Below are 19,938 nucleotides of genomic sequence, written 5' to 3' on the forward strand. Positions count from 1 at the left end.
GTGGGTTACGCTTCGCTAACCCACCCTGCGCGACCTCATCCCCGCGCCATCGCCCGCTTGGCCACCGCCAGCGCCATCAGCACGAACGCCGACGTGACCTCCGGACCGCCCACCAGGATCCGCGTCGGCGTCTTCATCTTGTTCCACTCATAGGCGCGGAACGGGCCGCGGCGGCCGCCTTCGCCGACGCTCGCGACGATCACGTTCAGCGCCGGCGCAAAGGCGCGCGGGTCGGCGCCGAGATGGCCGAGCGCGATCAGGGCGAGCGCTGCGTCGAACACGTTCATTTCGGCGGCCATCAACTCGCCCTTGACGTAGGAGAGCACGCGGTGGCGGATGAAATCGAAATCGCCGTCGGGATCGATGATCGCCTGCGCCGCCAGCGGCAGCGCCAGGAAGGCAGCATAGCAGCGACCGAAATAGGCGCTGTAAAGCTCAGGCAAATAGTAGATATGCGAGCGCGGATTGGCGAAGGCGCCGCTCGCCGCCAGCCGCTTCTGGAAGCCGAGGATGCGATGCACGGTGGCGAGCCGCGCCGGCGTCTCCAATACTTTCCAGCGCGCGAGGTTGCGAAAGCTGACCTCGAGAATGTCGAGATTGAGCGTCGGATCGAGATCATTGCCATAGGGCCGCTCGCCCTTGAGATTGTCGATCCAGGTCGCAACCCCGCCCTCGTAATCGATATTGTCGTTGATCGGCACGGTCACGCGCGGCTCGTTGACGCCGGCGCGCACCTGATAGCCGGCATAGAAATCCAGCAGCGGCTGGTCGAGGATCGGATCGGTGCAGCCGGCCTGCGTCGCCGCGGAGATCGAGCACGCCGTGGTGTCGCAATCCGGCACGTAGACGCCGAAGCCGAGGTCCTGCTTGATCTGGGCGAAGTAGCGTGAGAAGCGCGGATGCGGTGCCGGCGCGAGCGCGGTGATGACGTTGAACCGCGCCCCGTCGATGCCCTCGACCTCTTCGCGGCTGATGTTGACGCAGAAATCGACCATATCGGCAACCGCGCGCTCCGCCGCCATCTTGTCGGAGAGCGAGGCGAGACCGGTCTCAACGTAGCTCAACAGCGCCTCGATGAAGAACGCGTCGTAATAGGCCGAGCGGTGGCGGATCTGCACCGGCTCCCACATCGGTTCGGCAACCCCTCGCCAGGGCGGATTGACGACTGCGCGCGCCGGAGATCGCGCGATGAAGACACGGGCGAGGTTGAACAGCAGCGAGGAGTTCTTGTAGCCGCGCGCGTTGAGACCCGTGAGCGCCATGGTCAGCTCTCGGCCGCGGAAATCGGGATCGCCGATCAGGTTGAACGCGGCGTAGGTCGGCAGAAAGCCATTTTTGCGGTACGAGCCCAGCAGATGCTGCGCGCAGTCGCGGATCACGCCGTCGATCTGCGATTGTTGCGGCATGGCGCCGGTGAACATGGCCGGCGGCGGCTTGGGATGATCCAGCGCGATGCTGTCGACGAGATCGGCGACGGGCTGGCCGACCGCCGCCCAATTGGGCTCGGCCTCGTCGCGGGCGCGCACTAGGGCCTGGCGCAGCCGGGCCAGTTTGCCTTCGTCGCGCAGCTCGGGCAGCCCGGCCCGGCGGAGCAGCACCCGCAATGCGGGATTGCCGAGCGCGGTCTTGTAGAACTTAGGCAGATGCGGATCGCCGCTGGCCGCAACAGACAGTACGGGATCGCAGACGTCGTAAAGCGAGGGGCCGTCCTTCCGCGCCGTCAGCGCCCGGCAGGCGGCGCCGGCAAAATATTGAAAGCTCATGAAATAACCTGGTCGCGGGAATTGGCCGGGGGGCCGGCCGGCGCGCTCCCAGCCGCGCGCCACCCCCTGCAAGTCGTTGAAAAGCTACCCGGATTCGCAGGAAATACAAATGTGATGAGGGTCACAGAAAAAGCCGGCACGAAGCCTGCATAATCAGGCTCCGGAAGGCTACGGGGACGCAAAAAAATCACACATTGGGCAGTAAAAATTAGCTCATGTTTCCAGAGACTTAGCTCAAATTTTCGGCGATCTATTGCGGGGGAGGCGATATCCGGTTAAGGCTTTGTTTGGTGCGGCGCCGCAAATTGCGCGCAATTCGGGGGCACACCCCCGGCCAATCCCTCAAACCCAAAGACGCTATCGCGCTACTCAAACAGTGTGCGCGTGTTTGGCTGGTCTTTGGCACTGACAGGAATGACGCGAGATGAATGTAACGCAGCTCGACATTTCCCGACGCACGATCGCGGTGGCCGCAGCCCTCATCGGCACGGTCTCGCTCGTGATCGGCGCCCATGCTGCCCTCAATATGCGGGCGCTCGATGCCGCCAAGGCCGTCTCGACCGACCAGGTCACCGGCTCGATCGGCCAAGCCTCGCGTCTCGCCCTCGTCATCGGCAATGGACATTACCCCGACGCCAGCGCGCCGCTGACGCAGTCGATCAATGACGCCCGCGCGCTGTCCTCGTCGCTGCGCAAGAACGGTTTTGACGTCGACATGGTGGAAGACGCGACCAAGGACGACATGGTCCGCGCCGTCAATCGCCTGAAGTCCCGGATCAAGCCCGACACCGTCGTCATGCTGTTCTTCGGCGGCTACGGAGTGCAGGCCGGCCGCGAGAGCTACATGCTGCCGGTCGATGCCGTGATCTGGAAGGAAAGCGACGTCCGCCGTCACGGCGTCTCCATCGAGGGCGTGCTCGACATGATGAAGGAGCAGGGCGCCAAGGCCAAGCTCGTCGTGGTCGACGCCTCCCGCCGCAATCCCTATGAGCGCCGCTTCCGCTCCTACAGCCACGGCCTCGCGCCGATCAGCGCGACGGACAATGCGCTGATCCTCTCCTCGGCTTCGCCGGGCAAGGTCGTCGACGACGGCAAGGGCGAGCACAGCGTGCTGGTCAGCGAGTTCCTCAACAACCTCAATACGCAGGGCAGCGCCGAGAGCGTCTTCAACAAGACCCGCCTTGCCATCTCCCGCGCCAGCGAAGGCGACCAGGTCCCGACCGTCTCCTCCTCGCTGCTCGAGGACGTCCATTTCGGCGAAGCCGGCGGCTAGTTTTTCTTAGGTTCTGCGAAGTCTCGTGCCCCGGACGCGGCGCATCATGCAATGATGCGACGCAGAGCCGGGGCCTAGTTTTTAAGCTTATCGCTTGGACGAGAGATGGGTCCGGCTCTGCGCGGCAGCGTCACACGCTGCAGCGCGTCCGGGACACGAGCAATCCTACTTCGCCGCTTCCGTGGCCATCACCGTGCGCACCGGATCTCCTTCGCGCAGCAGCGCGCCGGCGCGGGCGACGACGATATCGCCCTCGTTGAGGCCGTCGCGAATCTCGATATTGCCGCCCGACATCAGTCCGACCTCGACGCGCTTGGTCTCGACGCGGTTGCGGCGGATCACCTGCACGACGGTGCCCGCGGAGGAATACTGCACCGAGGTCAGCGGCACCGCGACGTTGCAGCTCTGGCCCGACTTGATCAGTGCGCGCCCGCTCGCATTCAGCAACAGCCGCTTCTGCGAGGAGATGCCGATATAGACCATGCCCTGCTGGATGTTCGGCTCGACCGTCGGGCCGATGCGGCGCACCTTGCCGTCGATATCGCCGGCGCCGGCGATGCGCACGGTCGCCACCTGGTTGACCGCGAGCTTGCGCATATCGCTGGTCGCGACGAGGGCGACGAGATCGTACTCGCTGCGCGCCACGATCGTGAACAGCGCCTCGCCCTTGGCGGAGGCGAGGTTGCCGATCTGCGCGGTCGACGTCGCGATCACGCCTGCCACGGGGGCGGTGACCTGAAGCGTGCCGCCCTCGGGCAGTGCCAGCCGCGCCAGCACCTGGCCTGCGGTGGTGGTGTCGCCGGCTTCCGCCAGCACCTCTGTCACCTTCAGGCCGGGCCGCTCCGGCCGCACCGAGCTTGCCTCGCGCGCGATGATGGTGCCGGTGCCCTCGACGATGTCGGAGAAACAGGATTTTGCGACCTTCAGCACCGTGACCGCCGGCCCCTTGGGCGCGTCGTCATCGGCGGCGGCAGCGGGCTGGGCCGACAGCAACAGCAGTCCGGCGAGCGCAACGAGATGTCTGGAAACAGAACGCGCAGGCAATGATCGCATGGGTCATTCCGGTTGGGGCCTTGACGGCCTCATCGTTAGCAGAAGCGATCGCTGCGAGCCAAGGGCACGTCAGGGCCGGCCGGATCAGAATGCCGCAGCAGCACGGGCGGCGCGATGCCGCCCGTTGAATTAGTCGCCGCACAAGCAAAGAGGTTCGTCGGCCGCCCAACAAACGCGTCATGCCCGGGCTTGTCCGGGCATCCACGTTCTTTGTGCCGCGTAGCTAGGCGTGGATGGCCGGGACAAGCCCGGCCATGACGACGAGGAGGTACCAGCGCCCGCTCACGGCAGGCTCAAAAACTCCACCCAGTTCGGCTTCTTGCCGGTGGCGTAGGATTTCAGCTTGGTCAGCACCCCGCTGCTCTGGTCGATGGCATAGACCGTCATGCTGTCGGAGAGCTCGCCCACGGCGGCAAGGTAGCGCCCGCCGGGATCGATATGGAAGCCGCGTGGCTGCTTCTCGGTCGGCACGCTGCCGATGGTGGTCAGCTTGCCGGTGGTTGCATCGACCTTGTAGGCGGTGAGCGTGCTGGTGGTGCGCTCGGAGGCGTAGAGGAAACGGCCGTCGGGGGTGATTTGGATGTCGGCTGCCCAGGGCTTTCCGGTAAATCCTTCGGGCAGCGCGCTGGTGCGCTGGATCTCGTCCCATGCGCCGCCCTTGGCCTCATAGGCGAACGCCGCGACGTCGCCGTTTAGCTCGTGCAGGAGATAGACGAACTTGCCGTTGGGGTGGAACACGAAATGCCGGGGTCCCGATTTCTCCGGCACCTTGTGGGCCGGCGGATCGCTCGGCGTGAGCGTGCCGGTCGTGGCATCGAACGTGAAGGCCAGGATCTGGTCGGAGCCGAGATTGGTCGCGAACGCGAAGCGGTTGTCGGGCGAGGGCAGGAAGGCGTGCGCGTTCAGCCCGGTCGGGATCACCTGCTTCGGTTCGCCTGCGACGCCGTTGGCGAGCAGCGGATTCAGCGCGACCTTGTTGCCGCCATAGGAGGCGCTGAACAGGAATTTGCCGCCGCGGTCGATGGCGATGTAGGCCATGCTGTCGGCGAGCGGGCCGTTGCCGATATGGCTGAGCTGGCCGGTCTTCGGATCGATCGCAAAGCTCACCGCGAGAAACGGCTGCGAGCGGACACCGGCGATCAGCACGCGATGGTCGGGCGTGATCGCGAGCGGCGTCGAGGAGCCGGGCTTTTCGACGCCGGTGAAGCCGGCCGTCTGCACGGGCGTCATCTCGCCGCTCTCGGCCATCTTGAACACGCTGATGTCGTTACTGTCGGCATTGCCGACATAGGCGAACGTCTCGGCCATGCCGGCGCGGACTCCAGAAATGAGAGTGAGGAAAGCAAGCGTGGTGGCGATCGCGGCGCGGGGTACGCCGGATCTGATGCGTCGGGTCGATCTCAACATGGGGTCCTCCTGGATGCCGGTGCGGCATTTGTCGTTTTGCCGGCGAGGATAGCGGCAGCCGCCCCGCCGCGCCAAACTCCAATGGGGATCGATCGATGCCGAAATGGTATCGGTGGAGGTCTACCGTATGGCCGCTGTGCGCGAGGGCAGATGGAGCCCGGGCCGGGTGTGGGGCGGCCCGAGCACGGTCCACACGGTGACCGCGAGCAGCGCGCAGGTCAGGATCGTCCAGGCGACGAGTCGTTTCCGCATCAGGCCGAATCCGTCAGTCATATGAAGAGAATGCTCCCGGGGAGCGGGCCTGGCGATCGTGCACTGCAAATCGCGGCGATCCTATGAACTCGTTCACAGGCGAACCGAACCAATGCCGCGCGAGCGCATTGAACCGGCATGCCCCGTGAAAACGATCTCGAAGGTAAGCCCGACATGGGCGGCAAGCATGGCGGTCAGGCCGGCCAGCCCAAGTCGCCGCCGCGCCCGCGTCAGGGCGAGCGCGATGAGGACGTCGTGGCAAAGCGCCACACCGGCCAAACCGATCCCAACTCCGCGCCGACCAAACCAAAATAGCATCTCGCCCGCGCTGCACTCGCACCGGGAACGGCAGCCTCGTCTTGCCGTTACCCTGATCCCGCGGCGGAGCAGATCGAAACGGAGGCTGGCACGTGTTTTGGATTTATTGGGACACCGCCTGGTCGCTCATCATCAGCGGCATCATGTTCGCCACCATCGTCGCCCATCCCGACTCCGAGTTCGTCGAGATCCACGCGGCCAAGCAGGTCAAGTGAGCCCGCGCCGGCCGGTTTGACGGCGCATCATCGCATGCTGCGCCGAGACGGGACGAAGGTTGAGACCTCAAATCATGCTGCCGGGCATGAAGCAGCGGATCATGGCGCGGCCGTTGACGTAATACGGCCAGACCATGGTGCGGCCGACGCGGTTTGGCTCGGTGATCACGGCGTCGTCGGGCACCTCGATCCAGTCGCCCAGGAGTCTCACGCGATAATGTCCGTTGCTGGTGTCCCAGTCGACATCGTCCAGCGCCGTGCCATCGGCATCGGCACAGCAGGGACCGCCGCCCTTGCTGCGCAGGCTCTCGAACCAGCCCTTGAGGGGCGAGTTCGCGTAGCGACCGTCGTCGCGGGCCTGCACGGATGGGCCGATCATGGCGGCAACCGCCACGAGAGTGATCATCCTGAATGCCGCGATCGCCATGTCGCCTCGCTCGATCTCGCGCGCGCACGAACGCAGACGAGGAGCCGCCTGCGCTGCACGCGACGCAATGCTGGCTGGCGCCGCCGACCGGTTCCAGCCGTCTCAGCGGGGCGATAACCGCGAGGGTCGATGTTTGATCCTATTTTCAAGGGCGCGGACTTGTCGAGTCCGCGCCCTGCTTCAGCTCCAACCCGGCAAGCGGTCAGTAGTCCCAGAACACCGGCACCCAACGGAAGGCGTCGCCGTCGGCTGCCACCCGGCCCACGGACGGGAACGGCAGGTGCGTGGCCACCAGCATTTCCCCGGTCTCGGCAAGCTGTCGCAACAGACGGATGCGAACGCGCGCGGCCTCCTCGGGGTCGTGTTCGAACCCGTTAAACCAGTCGGGTTGCTCGAACCCGACGGCAAACACGGCGTCGCCGGCGAATGTCAGCGCATCATCGCCGGACGCCATGCGAACCACGCTATGTCCGGGGGTGTGACCGCCGGTGCGACGGGCGATGACGCCAGGTGCAATCTCGTGCTCGTCATCGAACAGCCTCAGCTGACTGCCGTACTCCTTCAGGAAATGCTTGGCGGTCGATCGAAGCGCGTCCGGAAAGCCTTCCGGCATGGCAGTGCGGGAGAAATCCGGCTTTTCCCAGAACTTGACCTCGGCGGCCGCGACGTGGATCCGCAGGTCCTTGCGCAGCTGCTGCTTCACCCCCTCGACCAGCAGGCCGCCAATGTGGTCCATGTGCAGATGAGTCAGCACCAGATCGGTCACCGCCGAAAGATCGATGCCGGCGGCCGCCAGTCGCCTGATCAACTGCCCGGCGCGCGGCAAGTTCAGGTTCGGATCCGAACCCAGTCCGGCGTCGATGAGGATGGTCTTGCCGCCGCTGCGAACCATGACGGCGTTCAGCGCCCAGTCGAAAGCGTCCTGCGGCAGGAACATGTCGTGCAGCCAGGTCGCCCGCACCGCCGGGTCGGCGTTGTGCGCGAGCATCTTGGTCGGCAGCGGCAGCACGCCGTCGCTGACCACCAGCACGTCGATCTCGCCGATCTTCAGTGCGTAGCGCGACGGAACGAGCTCTTCAGGTCCCGATGACACGGGATATGAGGTGTTGTGCAGATTCATGTTGGTCTCCTGTTTCAAGGTTGAGGCACTTGGTTGGTGTTGACTCTGGCCGGTCCTGGTTGAGCAGGCCGCGCCGCCAGCGAGAGCGCGGCCGTCATCGCTTGGTGAGTTAGAGGCTCGTCACGCGCTCATTGCGCGGTCCAGCCGCCATCGACGGAGATCGTCGTCCCCGTGATCTGGTCGGCCGCGGCCGAGCACAAGAAGGCGACGGTGCCACCGATCTGCTTAGGGGAGGCGAAGTCCAGCGATGGCTGTTTTTCGGAGAGAAGCTCTTCGGCCGCTTGCTTCTGGCTGATGCCTTTCTCCGCCGCGATGTCGCTAATCTGTTTCTCCACGAGCGGCGTGCGCACCCAGCCGGGACAGACCGCGTTGCAAGTGACGCCGCTGCCGGCGGTTTCGAGGCCTACCACCTTGGTGAGGCCGAGGAGGCCATGCTTGGCCGCGACATAGGCTGCCTTGTGGGTGGATGCGACGAGACCATGCGTGGAAGCGATGTTGACGATGCGACCCCATCGCTGCTTTTTCATCTGAGGCACGGCCGAAGCGATGCCGTGAAACGCGGCCGACAGATTGATGTCGAGAATGGCCTTCCACTTGGCGGGCGGAAACGCCTCGACCGGTGCGGTGAACTGGATGCCGGCATTGTTGACGAGGATGTCGAGCCGTCCGAAGTTCTCGATGGTTGCCGCGATCATTCCGCGCACGGCCTCACCATCAGACATGTCGGCGCCGTCATACGCGACGCGGACGCCGTCCTCGCGTTCGATGCCGCTGCGGATCTTCTCGATCTCCCCCGGATCTCCAAAACCGTTCAGGACGATATCGGCGCCGAGCCTGGCCAGTTCTCTTGCGATCCCGAGGCCAATGCCGCTGGTCGATCCGGTGACGATCGCTACTTTGCCTTTCAACATGAAAAACTCCTTTCGATGATGGTTGCCGGCGACGTCAATCGCGGCGGTGAATGTCGTGGGTGACGATGCCGAGTTCGGAAGGCGGCGGCTCGAGGCGCCGTCCGTCGGCCAACGTGCGGCGGATGTCGTCCCGTCCACTTTGCCAGTGCGCGCGCATCGCTTTCGGTCCGAACTCGTAATCCTTGGAGTGACCTTCGTGGAGCTTGGACTGGTAGATCAGGTGGATGATGTTGTGGGAGCGGTGACGGGCGAGCTCGGCGATGGCGCGCATTTCGGGATCGTTTCTTGCGGCGTCCGGCAATCTGTCGATCGTCCGCTGCAGCGCCTGCCGCATCTCCTGCATCCGTAGCGCCTGGTCGGTGACGGCGCGGGTACGACTGGAATACTGAATGTCCTTCTGCCGGCTCGACACCTCCATCATGTCGTGCGGCACGCGGCCCCGCGCCGACCAGAGATCGATCTGGAACGTCAGCGTGTCTTTCCCATCGCCCGACAGGACGCGAGAGAGAGGCGTGTTGGAGACCACGCCACCATCCCAGTAGTGCTCGGAGTCGATTTCGACGGCGGGAAATCCGGGCGGCAGCGCGCCCGAAGCCATGAAGTGTTTCGGACCGAGCCGCCGCTCGGCTGTGTCGAAATAGGTGAGATTGCCGGTGCGGACGTTGACCGCGCCGACGCTGACACGCACTTCGCCCGAGTTCAGCCGGTCGAAATCGACGAGCTGTTCCAGCGTCCGTTGCAACGGCGCCGTGTCATAGAAGCTGGTCGACGCGTCGCCCGAGAAGGGCGACCACAGGGGCGAGGGGAAGCGCGGCCTGAAGAAGCCGGGCTGGCCTTGGAACAGCGCGCGCATTGCGGCAAGCGTGTTGTGCAGGGAGTTGAAGTCGAACGCGAACGGTAGCGCACCGGCCAGTCCCTCGCCGGCAGGCCATTCCACCGGGGTTGCGCAGATCGTCTCCCAGAACTCGCGCAGCCGTGCCACGCGCTCGTCTTCCGGGGAGCCCGCGATGATCGCGGCGTTGAGCGCGCCGATCGAGATGCCGGCCAGCCAGTTCGGCCGGATCCCGGCCTCGTGCAAGCCTTCGTAGACGCCGGCCTGGTAGGCCCCGAGCGCGCCGCCGCCCTGCAGCACCAGCGCAACGACATCGTAGGGCAGCGGATTGATCGGTCGTGCGGAATCGATTTGTTCGCGTGTCACGTTGAACATGGTGACTACTCCTTGCAATGCGACCTGTTCGGTCAGCCCGCGTGTGTTTCGGTCAGGATTTCAGATCCGGCTCCACGCGATCGCGCCGCCGCGGACCGCTCCAGATAGTCGTGCACCACGGTGCCTAATCCGAGCGTCAGATCGGCAACGATATGCTTGGCCGAGAGCACCTGAAGAACCGGCAGCTCGGCGACCGGTGCGAGCGCGTGGGAGAAGAGATCGAGCGCGGCGGGCCCCGTCCATGCGCCCTTCACCGTCACGTCCTCGAGATGGAAGCGCACCAGTTCGCAAATGCGCGCGGTGCCGTCGACATGCGGAATGATCTTCAACAGAAAATTGGGAGCGATGAGCTTTCGTGCTTCGGTGGAAAGATCGAGGGCGCGATGCTTGTAGCCCATGGTGCCGGTGGCGATGCGCACCGAGCCGTAGTCGAGCGTGCCGACCAGGGTATCGGTCTCGACGGCCAGCTTCGGCTGGGCCAGCTTCTTGGGAAAGCCCCACAGCTCGCGGCCGCCGGCGATCGGCGGATGATCGTTGAGGAACATCTGGTGGACGAAGCTGCCGGTCTGGCCGCGGAACGACACCGGGATGATCTGGCCGCTTTCCGTGTAGTCTCCGAAGCCGGTGGAATCAGGCATGCGAATGAATTCGTAATTCACCACAGGCTCGGTCAGCTCCAGCGGCTCCGGCACGATCCGGCGCAACGCCTCCGGGTCGGTCCGGTACTGGATGATGAAATATTCGCGGTTGATGAAGCGATACGGGCCGGGCGGGAAAGCCGGATTCGTCAGCGGCATCGCGAAGGCGACGTTGCGGATCTGCTGGTTCATGCTGTGGGTTCCTGAATGGTCGGTGCTGTGGCGGGCCGCGCGCCCCGCGGGAGCGCGGCCATCATCACGTGAGGCGTCTAGACTTCGGTCACGCGTTCCGGATCGGCCGACGCGAGCGCCAGGGCGCGCTCCGCCTTCGGCGGATAGATCCAGACGGTGTTGATCTCACGCTTGGTCTTCTTGGCGACATCGCCGACCAGCTCGACCTTGCGCTCCCAGCCGCGTGTGAACAGCGCGCCGGCTTCGCCGAGGTCGAGGCAGGTGACGTAGGCCTTCTGGTGGTAGGGCCTGGTCGGAACGCCGAGCAATTCGGCCGCGGCATTGTTGCCGGCAAAGGCGCCCATCCGCGTGGCGTGCTGGCACGACATCAGTGCGTAATTGCCCTCGTCGTCGCAGGCGGCGCGTGCCGCGTCGCCGGCCGCGAAGACACCCTGCACGCTTGGCACCTGCAAGCAGCGATCGACCAGCAACCGTCCGAAATTGTCGCGCTCGGCGGGAATCTGCGCGGTCAGCGGCGCTGCACGAATGCCCGCCGCCCAAATCACCGTCTCGGTTTCAATGTGCTCACCGCTGGACAAGGTGACGCCGGTGTCGTCAAGCGCGGCGACGCCGGCGCCGAGCCGTGTCTCTACGCCAACCTTGCGCAAGGCTTCCTCGATGACGGGGCGGGCGCCTGCACCCATGTCGGGTGCGATCGCAGTGTTGCGATCGACGATGACGACGCGAGTCTTGGCATCGGGGCCCAGGATTTCGCGCAGCCGCGTCGGCATTTCGGTGGCCGCCTCGATCCCGGTGAAGCCGCCGCCAGCGACGACGACCGTGTCGCGTCCGTTCGCGGCGGGCCGCTCCGCGAGGCCATGCAGATGCTTGTCGAGCGCTACGGCATCGTCGAGCGAATCGACGCTGAAGCCGTGCTCGGCGAGGCCCGGAATGTTCGGACGGAATAGCCGGCTGCCGGTGGTCACGACGAGGCGGTCGTAGGACAGCGTCTTTCGCGGGCCCTTCGCGGGCGTGATCTGCACCGTTCTGGCCTCGGTGTTGATCGTCTCGGCGCTGCCCTGGATGTAGTCGACGTCGATCGCCTCGAGGACGTCGACCAGCGGGGCCGTCACGGTTTCCGGCTTCGACTCGTAGAGCCGCGGACGGACCACCAGCGTCGGCTCCGGTGAAACGAGCGCGATCTGCAGATCTTGCGGCGAGGCGCCCCGGATGTCGCGCAGCCGGGCTGCGGAAAGCGCGGCGTACATGCCGGCGAAGCCGGCCCCGATGATGACGAGTCGCATGGGTTTTCTCCTTGGTTGCTGTTCGAAAGACCGCGCGCGACCGCGCTGCTGCGTTGAGAACAGCGTCCGGCGTCGGCGCGTGGGGTGGGTTGGATCGCTGGCCTCAGGGCGCGATGCAGCGTGCCTGCAGATTCGGCGGCCGGCCGTAACCTAAGACGACGGGCTGAAGCTCACTTCGACTCCAGTCCTGATAGGGAAGGCCGGCGCCATTTCGGATTATGATGGAAACGGGCGGTTGTGCCGGGTGCATGGTGTAAGCCGGAATTTCCACTTCCTCGCCCGTCGCCGACGTGAAGCGAACGGCCAGCGAGAGTCCGTACAGGGTTGCGGTCGCGAGGCTTCGGCGGCGTGAGGCAATCAGCCGTCGGCTGACGAAGTTTTTCCAGGTCATCTTTGGTCTCCCTCGATTGGTCTGGACATGGAGATGATGTAGCTGACCCGATTTGCCGTTGCCCCAGCGCGATTGCCGTCGCTGTCGAGAGATTGCTGCTAACGCATACGCCTGCGCCAATCGCTCGGCGTCTCGCCCGTCAGCTTCTTGAATGCTGCGGCGAAGGCCGTTTGCGAGGAGTAACCAAGCGCCGCGGCGACCGAGACGATCGATTCGTCGCTCTCCCGCAAGATGTTCATGGCCTGCTCGAGCCGGTGCTGACGCAGCCAGGCATGCGGCGATAGCCCGGTGCTCTCCTTGAAGGACCGGCAGAAATGGAAGCGCGACAGTCCGGCATCGGACGCCAGCGCATCGAGCGAGACATCCGCTTCGCTATCGCAGCGCAATCGTTCGATCGCACGGAGCAGGACCTTCGGCGCCAGCCCGCCCATGGTCGGCTGGAACGTGGTTGGCGAGCCTGCATGCGCAGCCAAAAGGCGCGTGGCCAGAAGATCCGTGAGCTGATGCCGGAACAGCGCATCAAGGACGCCATGGCCCCCCAGCGAATCCGCGGCGCTCAGGAGCAGTCGGGACGTGATGGTGTCGGGATGCGCCGTTCGCTCAATCAATTCGGCGGTCCCGGCGGTCCCGGCCTCGCCAGCGACGCGCTGCAGCGTTGCGTCGGGAAGGTAAAGCTGCACGACGTCGACGGGCTTCGGAATGTCCCATCGGGAGCTCGACCCTTCCGGAACGATGTTCACGACCCCCGGACGAAACGTGCCGATCGCGATCGATTTTCCCGAGCGCCGCTCCATGCGCTGCATCACGCCTTTATGCGCCATGATCACGTGGTGGCGCATGGGCTCGACGACGTCGTGCAGCGCATCATGTTTCCAATGCGCGATCCCCGCGCCGGAGGAGTCCAAGGCCATGCGAAACGGCTCGGTTCTGAGCACGCGCGCCATCTCCGCGTCGGCGGCGCGCCGCTCGGACGTCGAGCGATCGTCAGGCTGTACGTCGGGTGCGGGCGGCAAGCCCTTGTGCGAGGGATTGCGCATGAGTGCAGTGTTCCCGGTCATGATGTGGCTCCTGCTGATCAGCTCGGGCTTTCGATCAGTCGTCCGTATTTGTACGGAACGGCGCGTGTTCTAGGCGCCGTGGCTGCCGGGCGTATTTCCTGAACCCGCCATGTTTTGTCCGATCCTGCTCCAAGCCGGCCGGCGCTTTCGCGAACGCACGGCGGGCGGGAGTGGACAGAGATGTTGATGACAAAGCGTGCGGCAGTGCGCCGCTAGGCCGCGGCCGCCTGCGCCGACAACAGCTGCTTCAGTTTCGCGGCCGGCACGGCCGGGCTGAACAGCCAGCCCTGCATCTGGCTGCATCCGAGCTGGAGCAGCACCGCGCGCTGCGCTTCGGTCTCGACGCCTTCCGCGGTCGTCGCCATGTGACGGGCGGCGGCCATGTGCACCACCGCCTGCACGATCGGCGAGGAATCTTCCGACTGACCGATGTCGCTGATGAAGCTGCGGTCGATCTTGATCTTGTCGAACGGGAAACGATGCAAATAGCTCAGCGACGAATAACCAGTGCCGAAATCGTCGAGCGCGATGCGCACGCCGAGCTCGCGCAGCTGCTGCAGGATCGTCAGCGCCTCCTGGTCGTCGCGGATCAGGACCGTCTCGGTGATCTCGAGCTCGAGCCGTCCGGGCGCGAGACCCGACTCGGCGAGTGCGGCTGCGACCTTCAGCGCCAGCGTCCGCGAGCGGAACTGCACCGGTGAGACGTTGACCGCGATGTGGATGTCGCCGGGCCAGGAGGCCGCCTCGAGGCAGGCCTGCCTCAGCACCCATTCGCCGATCTCGCCGATCAATCCGGTCTCTTCCGCAACCGGGATGAAGTCGGCGGGCGAGACCATGCCGCGTTCCGGATGGTGCCAGCGCAGCAGCGCTTCGCAGCCGGTGACGACATTGGCCGCGAGATCGACCAGCGGCTGGTAGTGCACCTCGAACTCGCCGCGGGCCAGCGCCTGCCGCAGATCGAACTCGAGCTGGCGGCGCAGCCGCGCCTTGGCGTCGTGTTCGGGCGCGAAGATACGGAACGTGCGGCGGCCCTCGGATTTCGCCGCATACATCGCGAGATCGGCGCGCTTGAGCAGATCGTCGAGATTGTCGCCGTGGTCGGGGGCGATCGCGATGCCGATGCTGGCATCGGTCGGGATTTCCTGGCCGTTGCAGTCCACGGGGGCGCGCAGCGCCTTCAGGATCTGCTCGGCGAGGGCGGTCAGTTCGGCCTCGTCGCGGCTGCCGGCCTTGACGATGGCGAATTCGTCGCCGCCCAGCCGTGCGACCATGTCGCTGCCGCTGACGCAGGCGCGCAGGCGGTTCGCGACCTGGCGCAGCAGCTCGTCGCCGACCTCGTGGCCCAGCGAATCGTTGACGCCCTTGAACTCGTCGACGTCGATATAGAGGATCGCGAACGGCTTGCCCTGGGCAAGCTCGGCGACGCGCCGCTCCAGATGGCCGCGCATCAGCACGCGGTTGGGCAGGTCGGTGAGGGCGTCGTAATGCGCCATATGCGCGATGCGCTCGTCGGCGCGGATGCGCTCGGTGACGTCGTCATGGGTCGCGAGCCAGCCGCCACCGGCGCCGGGCTGGTTCTTGATCTCGATCAGGCGGCCATCGGAGGTCTCGACTATCGCGCTGTGGGTCTGGCCGACGCTGCCCAGAATGCCGTCGCAATAGGAATCGACGTCGCCGTCGAACGAGCCGGTGTCATGGCGATGCTGAATCACGTCGCGGAAATACGCGCCGGGCTTCACCAATTCGGCCGACAGCCCGTACATCTCGATGTAGCGGCGGTTGCAGACGATCAGCCGCTGGTCCTGGTCGAACATCAGCAAGCCCTGCGTCATCGTGTTCATCGCGGTGTCGAGCTGCTGCTTCTCCACGGCGAGCCGGCGCGTCATCTGGCGGAAGATGGAATAAAGCGTCAGCACGAGCAGGCCGATCGACAGCACGGCGACGGTCACGAAGAATTTGGTCTGCGTGTGCCATGTTGCCAGCGTCGCATCCAGCGACTTGGTCGCAACCACCACCAGCGGCTCGCCGGTCAGGAGGCGTGCGGCGACGATGCGATCCTTGCCGTCGATCGGGCTTGCGAGCTGGGTCGTGACGAAGGTGCGCTCGAACACCGCCATCTGCTCGCGCGTGCCGTTGCGGAAATTCTGCCCGATCATCGCCTCCACATGCGGAATGCGCGCCAGCAGCTGGCCGTTCTGGTGGTGCATCGCGATCGAGGAATCCTCGCCGAGCCCGCTCGAGGCGAAGAAGGATTCGAGCTGGTCGGGCGTGATCGCGCGCGAGACCAGCCCAAGGAATTCGCCGTGGGGACCGGAGACGCGGCGCGCGAACACGATCGCCGGTCCGCTGCCCAACCGTCCCGGCACGACCTCGATCTCTTCCTGCGACGCCGGATCGTTCTTGAGGCGATTGAAATAGCCGCGGTCGGCAACTGAAACATCGGCGACCGGCCAGCGCCGCGACGAGTTGATCAGCACGCCCTTGGCGTCGAACACGTTGGCGCCGGCGACGTCCGACCAGCCGCTGGCTTTGGCGCGCAGCGCCTCGTGCACAGCGAGCGTGCCCATCTCGCTGCGGAAGACGTCGGCGGAGTCGATACCATGGCTTTCGAGCTCGGCGATGATGCTCTTCTGCAGCACCGCGAAGTCCTCGAACTCGCGGTCGAAATGGCGCGCGAGCAACCGGACCGCGCTCTCCACGCTGTCGCGGCCGCTTTCGATCGCATTCTGCCGGAAGCGGTCGACGGTGAGCGCGGTGCCGATCGCCATTGCGGCCATCAGCACGAAGCCCCCTGCGATCAGCCATGTCAGCGGCGCGCCGCGCCAACGGCGCAGCAACGCGCGCATGCGCGCGCTCCATCGGATCGATGTGCCCATGCAGCCCTCCCGTGGGATGCAAGATGCGGCAAAACCGACAAGACCACGTTACCAGTGAGGGTTAGGAAAACATGAATCGGAATGGAATCAGAGGGTTGGTTCCATCGCTTGTCTGAAGATGCGGGGCCATGGTTCCCTCAGCGTCGGATTTCCCATCGCAACGCTTCCGCATTGGTCTTGGCGAACATCGCCGGCACGTCGAAGGTCCCGGTCTTGAGATCATAGCGGCAGCGCCAGTCGGCCAATCCCTTCACGGCGACGTTCTTCGGGTGCTTGTCCATTTCGCCCGAGATCACAAGGTAACGGTTGTCCGGCCAGTGCACGCCAAGCCCGCGATAGGCCTCTTCGGTGCCTTTCACGAGATTGGCCGAGATGTGGTAGTCGAGCTTCATCTTCCCCGTGTCCGGCCGGCTGTGGAAATAGGCCCAGGCCAGATCGCTGAACGAGGTCTTCGTCACGCTGACGAAGGCGCCTTTGTCGACATGGTAGAGATAGAGGTCCTGCTCGCCGGAGCCGGTCTTCTGCATCCGCACGAGCCATTGCGAGTCGGGGGTGAAGCGGAAGCCGGCGCCGTAGCCCTGCTCGGGCTTCAGCTCCGTCATCTGGTCGCCACGCCTCGCCCAGGCCTGCCATTTGACGTCGAAATCTCCGCTGTCCTTCATGTACTGCTCGATCTTGGTGGCTTTGTCGGGCGAGGTGAAGGCTAGATCGGCATCGTCAGTGAGAGCGAAGCCAGACGGCGGGCCGGAAGCGGCGAGCGCCGGAGTTGCGGCCAGGATGAGGGCAACCACCAGCCATTGTGCGGGACGGCAAAATGCGGTCACGGAAAAAATTCCTCAAGAAAAATGCCGCGATGCGGCCTCGATCATTTGACGCCGGCGGGGGTGCGCCGGTTCATCCCGGCGTGCCGGCGCATCATCCCATCGACCGTCTTGCTGCCGTGGCCAAAACGGCGCACCTTGCCGGCTCGATTGATTTGCTAGGTTCTTCCTGATCAAGGTTCGTTTCCGATGGTGACCGCGACCAAGGCCTTCATTGCATTCTGTCTGCTCGCGGTGGGCGGCACCGTGCTGGTGATCGGCCCCACCGAGCTGCGTCGCCTGCTGCCGATCGGGGCCAAGACCGATTCCGTGGTCGCCGCCAAGCCGGAGGCCAAGGTCGAACAGAAGGTCGAACCCAAGCCGGAACTCAAGCCGGAAGAGCCCAAGCTAGCCGCAAGCGCGCCGCCGGTGCCGGCCGCGTCCCCCGCTGAAACGAAGGCGGGTGCGCTGGCCGAGACGCAAAAGCAGGTCACGGCCGCGCTTGCCGATCTTGCACCGGTCAAGCCGCCGCCGGCGATTGCGGATACCGGCCCCCGCTTCGACGTTGCACGCGTCGACGATCACGGCGAGGCGGCGGTGATCGCGGGTCGGGCGACGCCGGGTGCCAAGGTCGAGCTGCTGCGCGACGGCAAGCCGATCGACACAGTCGTGGCGGATGCGTCGGGCCAATTCGTGATGACGCCGCCGCAGCTTCCCGCCGGTTCCTACGAGCTGACCTTGCGGGCGAAATCGCCTGACGGCACCGTCACGCAATCCGGCCGCAGCATGCCGGTCGTGATCGCCGAAGCCGCACCGCCGCCCGCTCGCCCTGCACCGGTCGCGCGGCAAGAGGCGAAACAAGAGGCGAAGGCCGAGAAGCCCGACGACAAGTCGGATGTCGTGGCATCGGTGTCGGACAGGCCCGCGGCCCGGCCGAGATTGATGGGCGCACCGAAACCGAAGGGCGGATCGGGGGTCATGGCGCGGGCGCCCGCGGCCACGACCGTTGCATCGGCCTCGCCGGCGGACGCCGTCAGCGGAGCAGCGGCGGAAACAGGCGGCAGCCGGGTGATCTCCCGCGGCGACAGCCTGTGGGCGCTCAGCCGGCTCGCTTACGGCAACGGCGCCCGCTTTGCCGTGATCTACAACGCCAACCGCGCCAAGATCCACAATCCCAATCTGATCTATCCCGGCCAAACCTTCGTGCTGCCGCAAAAGGCGGAGTGACACCGCATCGCGCTGCCGCGCGTTGCGGCGCTTTGCCCTGTGCGCTTCCGGAACATTTGGTTCCCTCGCGCGTCATGGTGATGCGACGCGATGTGCGCTTGGCACCGGAGGAGGGCCAAGGTGGACAGGCCAGTGGTCATGTCGAGATCACGCTTGGGGCCAAAATTGCGAGCCAGGCTGGGGCTCGCGCTAACAGGCGCAACCCTCGTGATTCTGGCGGTGCTGTTGCCAAATCGCGCCGAGGCGCAGTTCGGCTTCCGCGGCGGCCCGCTCGGGGTTGCGCGCTTCGCCGTCGGCCACATGATCGGCATGTCTCGCTTGCGCCATGCCCGCATGGCGGTGCGGGGCAGCCGATACCGCTCCGCGGCGCTGCGGTCGCAAGATCCTCGCGGCACAGAGCGCGGCCAGCCTGCCAATCCATACGTGCTCCGTGCGGCGATGACCGCGCAAGCTGCGCTGTCGGGCTGGCGTGGCGGCCGTCGTCCGCAGGGCTGGTGGCGACATCCCGACGGCAGCTACGGCTGGGTCGGCCCGGTGTTCTGGCCATTCGCGTATGACGATCTCACCACCGCGATCATGCTCGGCGATACGACCAGCCTCTCGCTCTACGGCTATGGCGACATCTATGCCGCGATCTTCGCGCCCTATGCGGCCACCGAGCTTGCGGCCTACACCGCGCCGCATGGCCGGCGCGGACGGCGGCTCCCGACCGCAGAGACTGTCTGCGATGCCAGCGACACCGGCGGCCTGCCGGTCGATCGCATCGCCGCTGCCGTGCAGCCGAATGAATTGCAGCGCACAGCGCTCGACGAGCTCGCCACCGCGTGGGCATCCGCGCGCGACACCATCCGCGCCGCCTGTCCGACGCAGGTCCCCGCGACGGCCATCGAGCGCCTCGGCCTGATGCGCGAGCGCATCGAGGCCATGATCAAGGGAACGGACGCCGTCGCACCTGCGTTGGCAAAGTTCGTCGATATCCTCGACGACAATCAGAAGGCCAAGCTCGACGGCCTGGCCAAGGAGCGCCGCGCCGCGCTTGCAGCGATCCAGCAAAAGAATCCCCAGGCGGCATCGGCCTGCCAGGCGGACAGCGATCCCCGCTACGATGAGAAGCTGCAGCGCCAATACGAGCAGCTCGTGCAGCAGCAATGGCCCGCGGCCGAGATCGCCTCCACGCTCAAGCTCGACGACACCGCCCGCGCCCGCCTCGACGTGCTCCAGGACACCACACTGCGCACCATGGAAACGCTCAGCGCCTGTCCGTCACCGGCCGCACCGACACCACAGGCACGCCTCACCGCCGTGAAGGCGCGGCTGCAGACGATGCTGCAAGCGGTGAACGGCGTCAGTGACGCGCTCGACGATTTCGAAGCTGACTTAAGCGACGAGCAGAAGGCCGGCTTCGAGGCGATCGGGCCGAAGCGCGGGGTGTGATCAACCGCACCGCTTCTAGCCAATTCCGTGCCCGCGTAAGTCATTGATCTTGCAGGCCCCTGCTACTGTGCATGGGGTTGTTTTCGCAGTTTT

19 protein-coding genes are annotated in these 19,938 nt (G+C 65.5%); 5 read left to right on the top strand and 14 right to left on the bottom strand.

The features are described 5' to 3' along the window. Positions 1-35 precede the first annotated feature (35 nt). Positions 36-1,763: a hypothetical protein gene (locus RX329_RS02260; protein ID WP_085358483.1), complete on the bottom strand. Its 1,728-nt coding sequence runs from the start codon at positions 1,761-1,763 to the stop codon at positions 36-38. 424 nt (positions 1,764-2,187) lie between these two features. Here RX329_RS02260 and RX329_RS02265 point away from each other — a divergent pair, with 424 nt between their 5' ends. Next, positions 2,188-3,036 carry a caspase domain-containing protein gene (locus RX329_RS02265; RefSeq protein ID WP_018456617.1) on the top strand — a complete coding sequence of 283 codons (849 nt, stop codon included), beginning with the start codon at positions 2,188-2,190 and terminating at the stop codon, positions 3,034-3,036. A 165-nt stretch (positions 3,037-3,201) separates the two neighbouring features. Here RX329_RS02265 and RX329_RS02270 read toward each other — a convergent pair whose 3' ends face one another. The 3 genes from RX329_RS02270 to RX329_RS02280 form a co-directional block, all read right to left on the bottom strand. Continuing rightward, on the bottom strand, positions 3,202-4,089 hold the full coding sequence (locus RX329_RS02270; RefSeq protein WP_026233210.1) for an efflux RND transporter periplasmic adaptor subunit: 888 nt from the start codon (positions 4,087-4,089) through the stop codon (positions 3,202-3,204). Between the two features lie 282 nt (positions 4,090-4,371). Continuing rightward, complete coding sequence (locus tag RX329_RS02275; RefSeq protein WP_026233209.1) at positions 4,372-5,496, bottom strand: lactonase family protein; 1,125 nt, start codon at positions 5,494-5,496, stop codon at positions 4,372-4,374. 120 nt (positions 5,497-5,616) lie between these two features. Beyond that, positions 5,617-5,748 (bottom strand): hypothetical protein, encoded by a 132-nt coding sequence (locus RX329_RS02280; protein WP_256465316.1) that lies wholly within the window; start codon positions 5,746-5,748, stop codon positions 5,617-5,619. Positions 5,749-5,886: 138 nt separating this feature from the next. On the opposite strand from RX329_RS02280, the gene RX329_RS02285 reads away from it, so the two are divergent. After that, a complete protein-coding gene (locus RX329_RS02285; RefSeq protein WP_157642977.1) occupies positions 5,887-6,063 on the top strand; it encodes a hypothetical protein in 177 nt (58 codons plus the stop codon). Between the two features lie 95 nt (positions 6,064-6,158). Then, positions 6,159-6,281 carry a hypothetical protein gene (locus RX329_RS02290; protein WP_018456612.1) on the top strand — a complete coding sequence of 41 codons (123 nt, stop codon included), beginning with the start codon at positions 6,159-6,161 and terminating at the stop codon, positions 6,279-6,281. Between the two features lie 67 nt (positions 6,282-6,348). Here RX329_RS02290 and RX329_RS02295 read toward each other — a convergent pair whose 3' ends face one another. The 10 genes from RX329_RS02295 to RX329_RS02340 form a co-directional block, all read right to left on the bottom strand. Then, on the bottom strand, positions 6,349-6,708 hold the full coding sequence (locus RX329_RS02295; RefSeq protein WP_018456611.1) for a hypothetical protein: 360 nt from the start codon (positions 6,706-6,708) through the stop codon (positions 6,349-6,351). 202 nt (positions 6,709-6,910) lie between these two features. Then, positions 6,911-7,828, bottom strand: coding sequence for an MBL fold metallo-hydrolase (locus RX329_RS02300; RefSeq protein ID WP_018456610.1), 918 nt, complete (start codon positions 7,826-7,828; stop codon positions 6,911-6,913). Positions 7,829-7,956: 128 nt separating this feature from the next. Then, positions 7,957-8,739: a 3-hydroxybutyrate dehydrogenase gene (locus RX329_RS02305; protein ID WP_085358485.1), complete on the bottom strand. Its 783-nt coding sequence runs from the start codon at positions 8,737-8,739 to the stop codon at positions 7,957-7,959. 34 nt (positions 8,740-8,773) lie between these two features. Next, positions 8,774-9,946, bottom strand: coding sequence for a patatin-like phospholipase family protein (locus RX329_RS02310; protein WP_085358487.1), 1,173 nt, complete (start codon positions 9,944-9,946; stop codon positions 8,774-8,776). A 32-nt stretch (positions 9,947-9,978) separates the two neighbouring features. Continuing rightward, positions 9,979-10,776: an acetoacetate decarboxylase gene (locus tag RX329_RS02315; protein WP_018456607.1), complete on the bottom strand. Its 798-nt coding sequence runs from the start codon at positions 10,774-10,776 to the stop codon at positions 9,979-9,981. A 77-nt stretch (positions 10,777-10,853) separates the two neighbouring features. After that, positions 10,854-12,059, bottom strand: coding sequence for an NAD(P)/FAD-dependent oxidoreductase (locus RX329_RS02320; protein ID WP_018456606.1), 1,206 nt, complete (start codon positions 12,057-12,059; stop codon positions 10,854-10,856). A gap of 103 nt (positions 12,060-12,162) precedes the next feature. Continuing rightward, on the bottom strand, positions 12,163-12,450 hold the full coding sequence (locus RX329_RS02325; RefSeq protein WP_085358489.1) for a hypothetical protein: 288 nt from the start codon (positions 12,448-12,450) through the stop codon (positions 12,163-12,165). 98 nt (positions 12,451-12,548) lie between these two features. Next, positions 12,549-13,508, bottom strand: a complete 960-nt coding sequence (locus tag RX329_RS02330) for a helix-turn-helix domain-containing protein (protein ID WP_162496292.1) — start codon at positions 13,506-13,508, stop codon at positions 12,549-12,551. A 212-nt stretch (positions 13,509-13,720) separates the two neighbouring features. Beyond that, positions 13,721-16,384 (bottom strand): EAL domain-containing protein, encoded by a 2,664-nt coding sequence (locus RX329_RS02335; protein ID WP_085384019.1) that lies wholly within the window; start codon positions 16,382-16,384, stop codon positions 13,721-13,723. A gap of 137 nt (positions 16,385-16,521) precedes the next feature. Then, positions 16,522-17,208 (bottom strand): hypothetical protein, encoded by a 687-nt coding sequence (locus RX329_RS02340; protein ID WP_026233205.1) that lies wholly within the window; start codon positions 17,206-17,208, stop codon positions 16,522-16,524. A gap of 186 nt (positions 17,209-17,394) precedes the next feature. Between RX329_RS02340 and RX329_RS02345 the strand changes: the two genes are divergently transcribed. Then, complete coding sequence (locus RX329_RS02345; RefSeq protein WP_085358495.1) at positions 17,395-18,411, top strand: LysM peptidoglycan-binding domain-containing protein; 1,017 nt, start codon at positions 17,395-17,397, stop codon at positions 18,409-18,411. A 138-nt stretch (positions 18,412-18,549) separates the two neighbouring features. Then, positions 18,550-19,845: a Spy/CpxP family protein refolding chaperone gene (locus RX329_RS02350; protein ID WP_085384020.1), complete on the top strand. Its 1,296-nt coding sequence runs from the start codon at positions 18,550-18,552 to the stop codon at positions 19,843-19,845. The last annotated feature ends 93 nt before the right edge of the window (positions 19,846-19,938 follow it).

It is taken from the genome of Bradyrhizobium sp. BWC-3-1, assembly GCF_032917965.1.
GTDB lineage: Bacteria > Pseudomonadota > Alphaproteobacteria > Rhizobiales > Xanthobacteraceae > Bradyrhizobium > Bradyrhizobium canariense_D.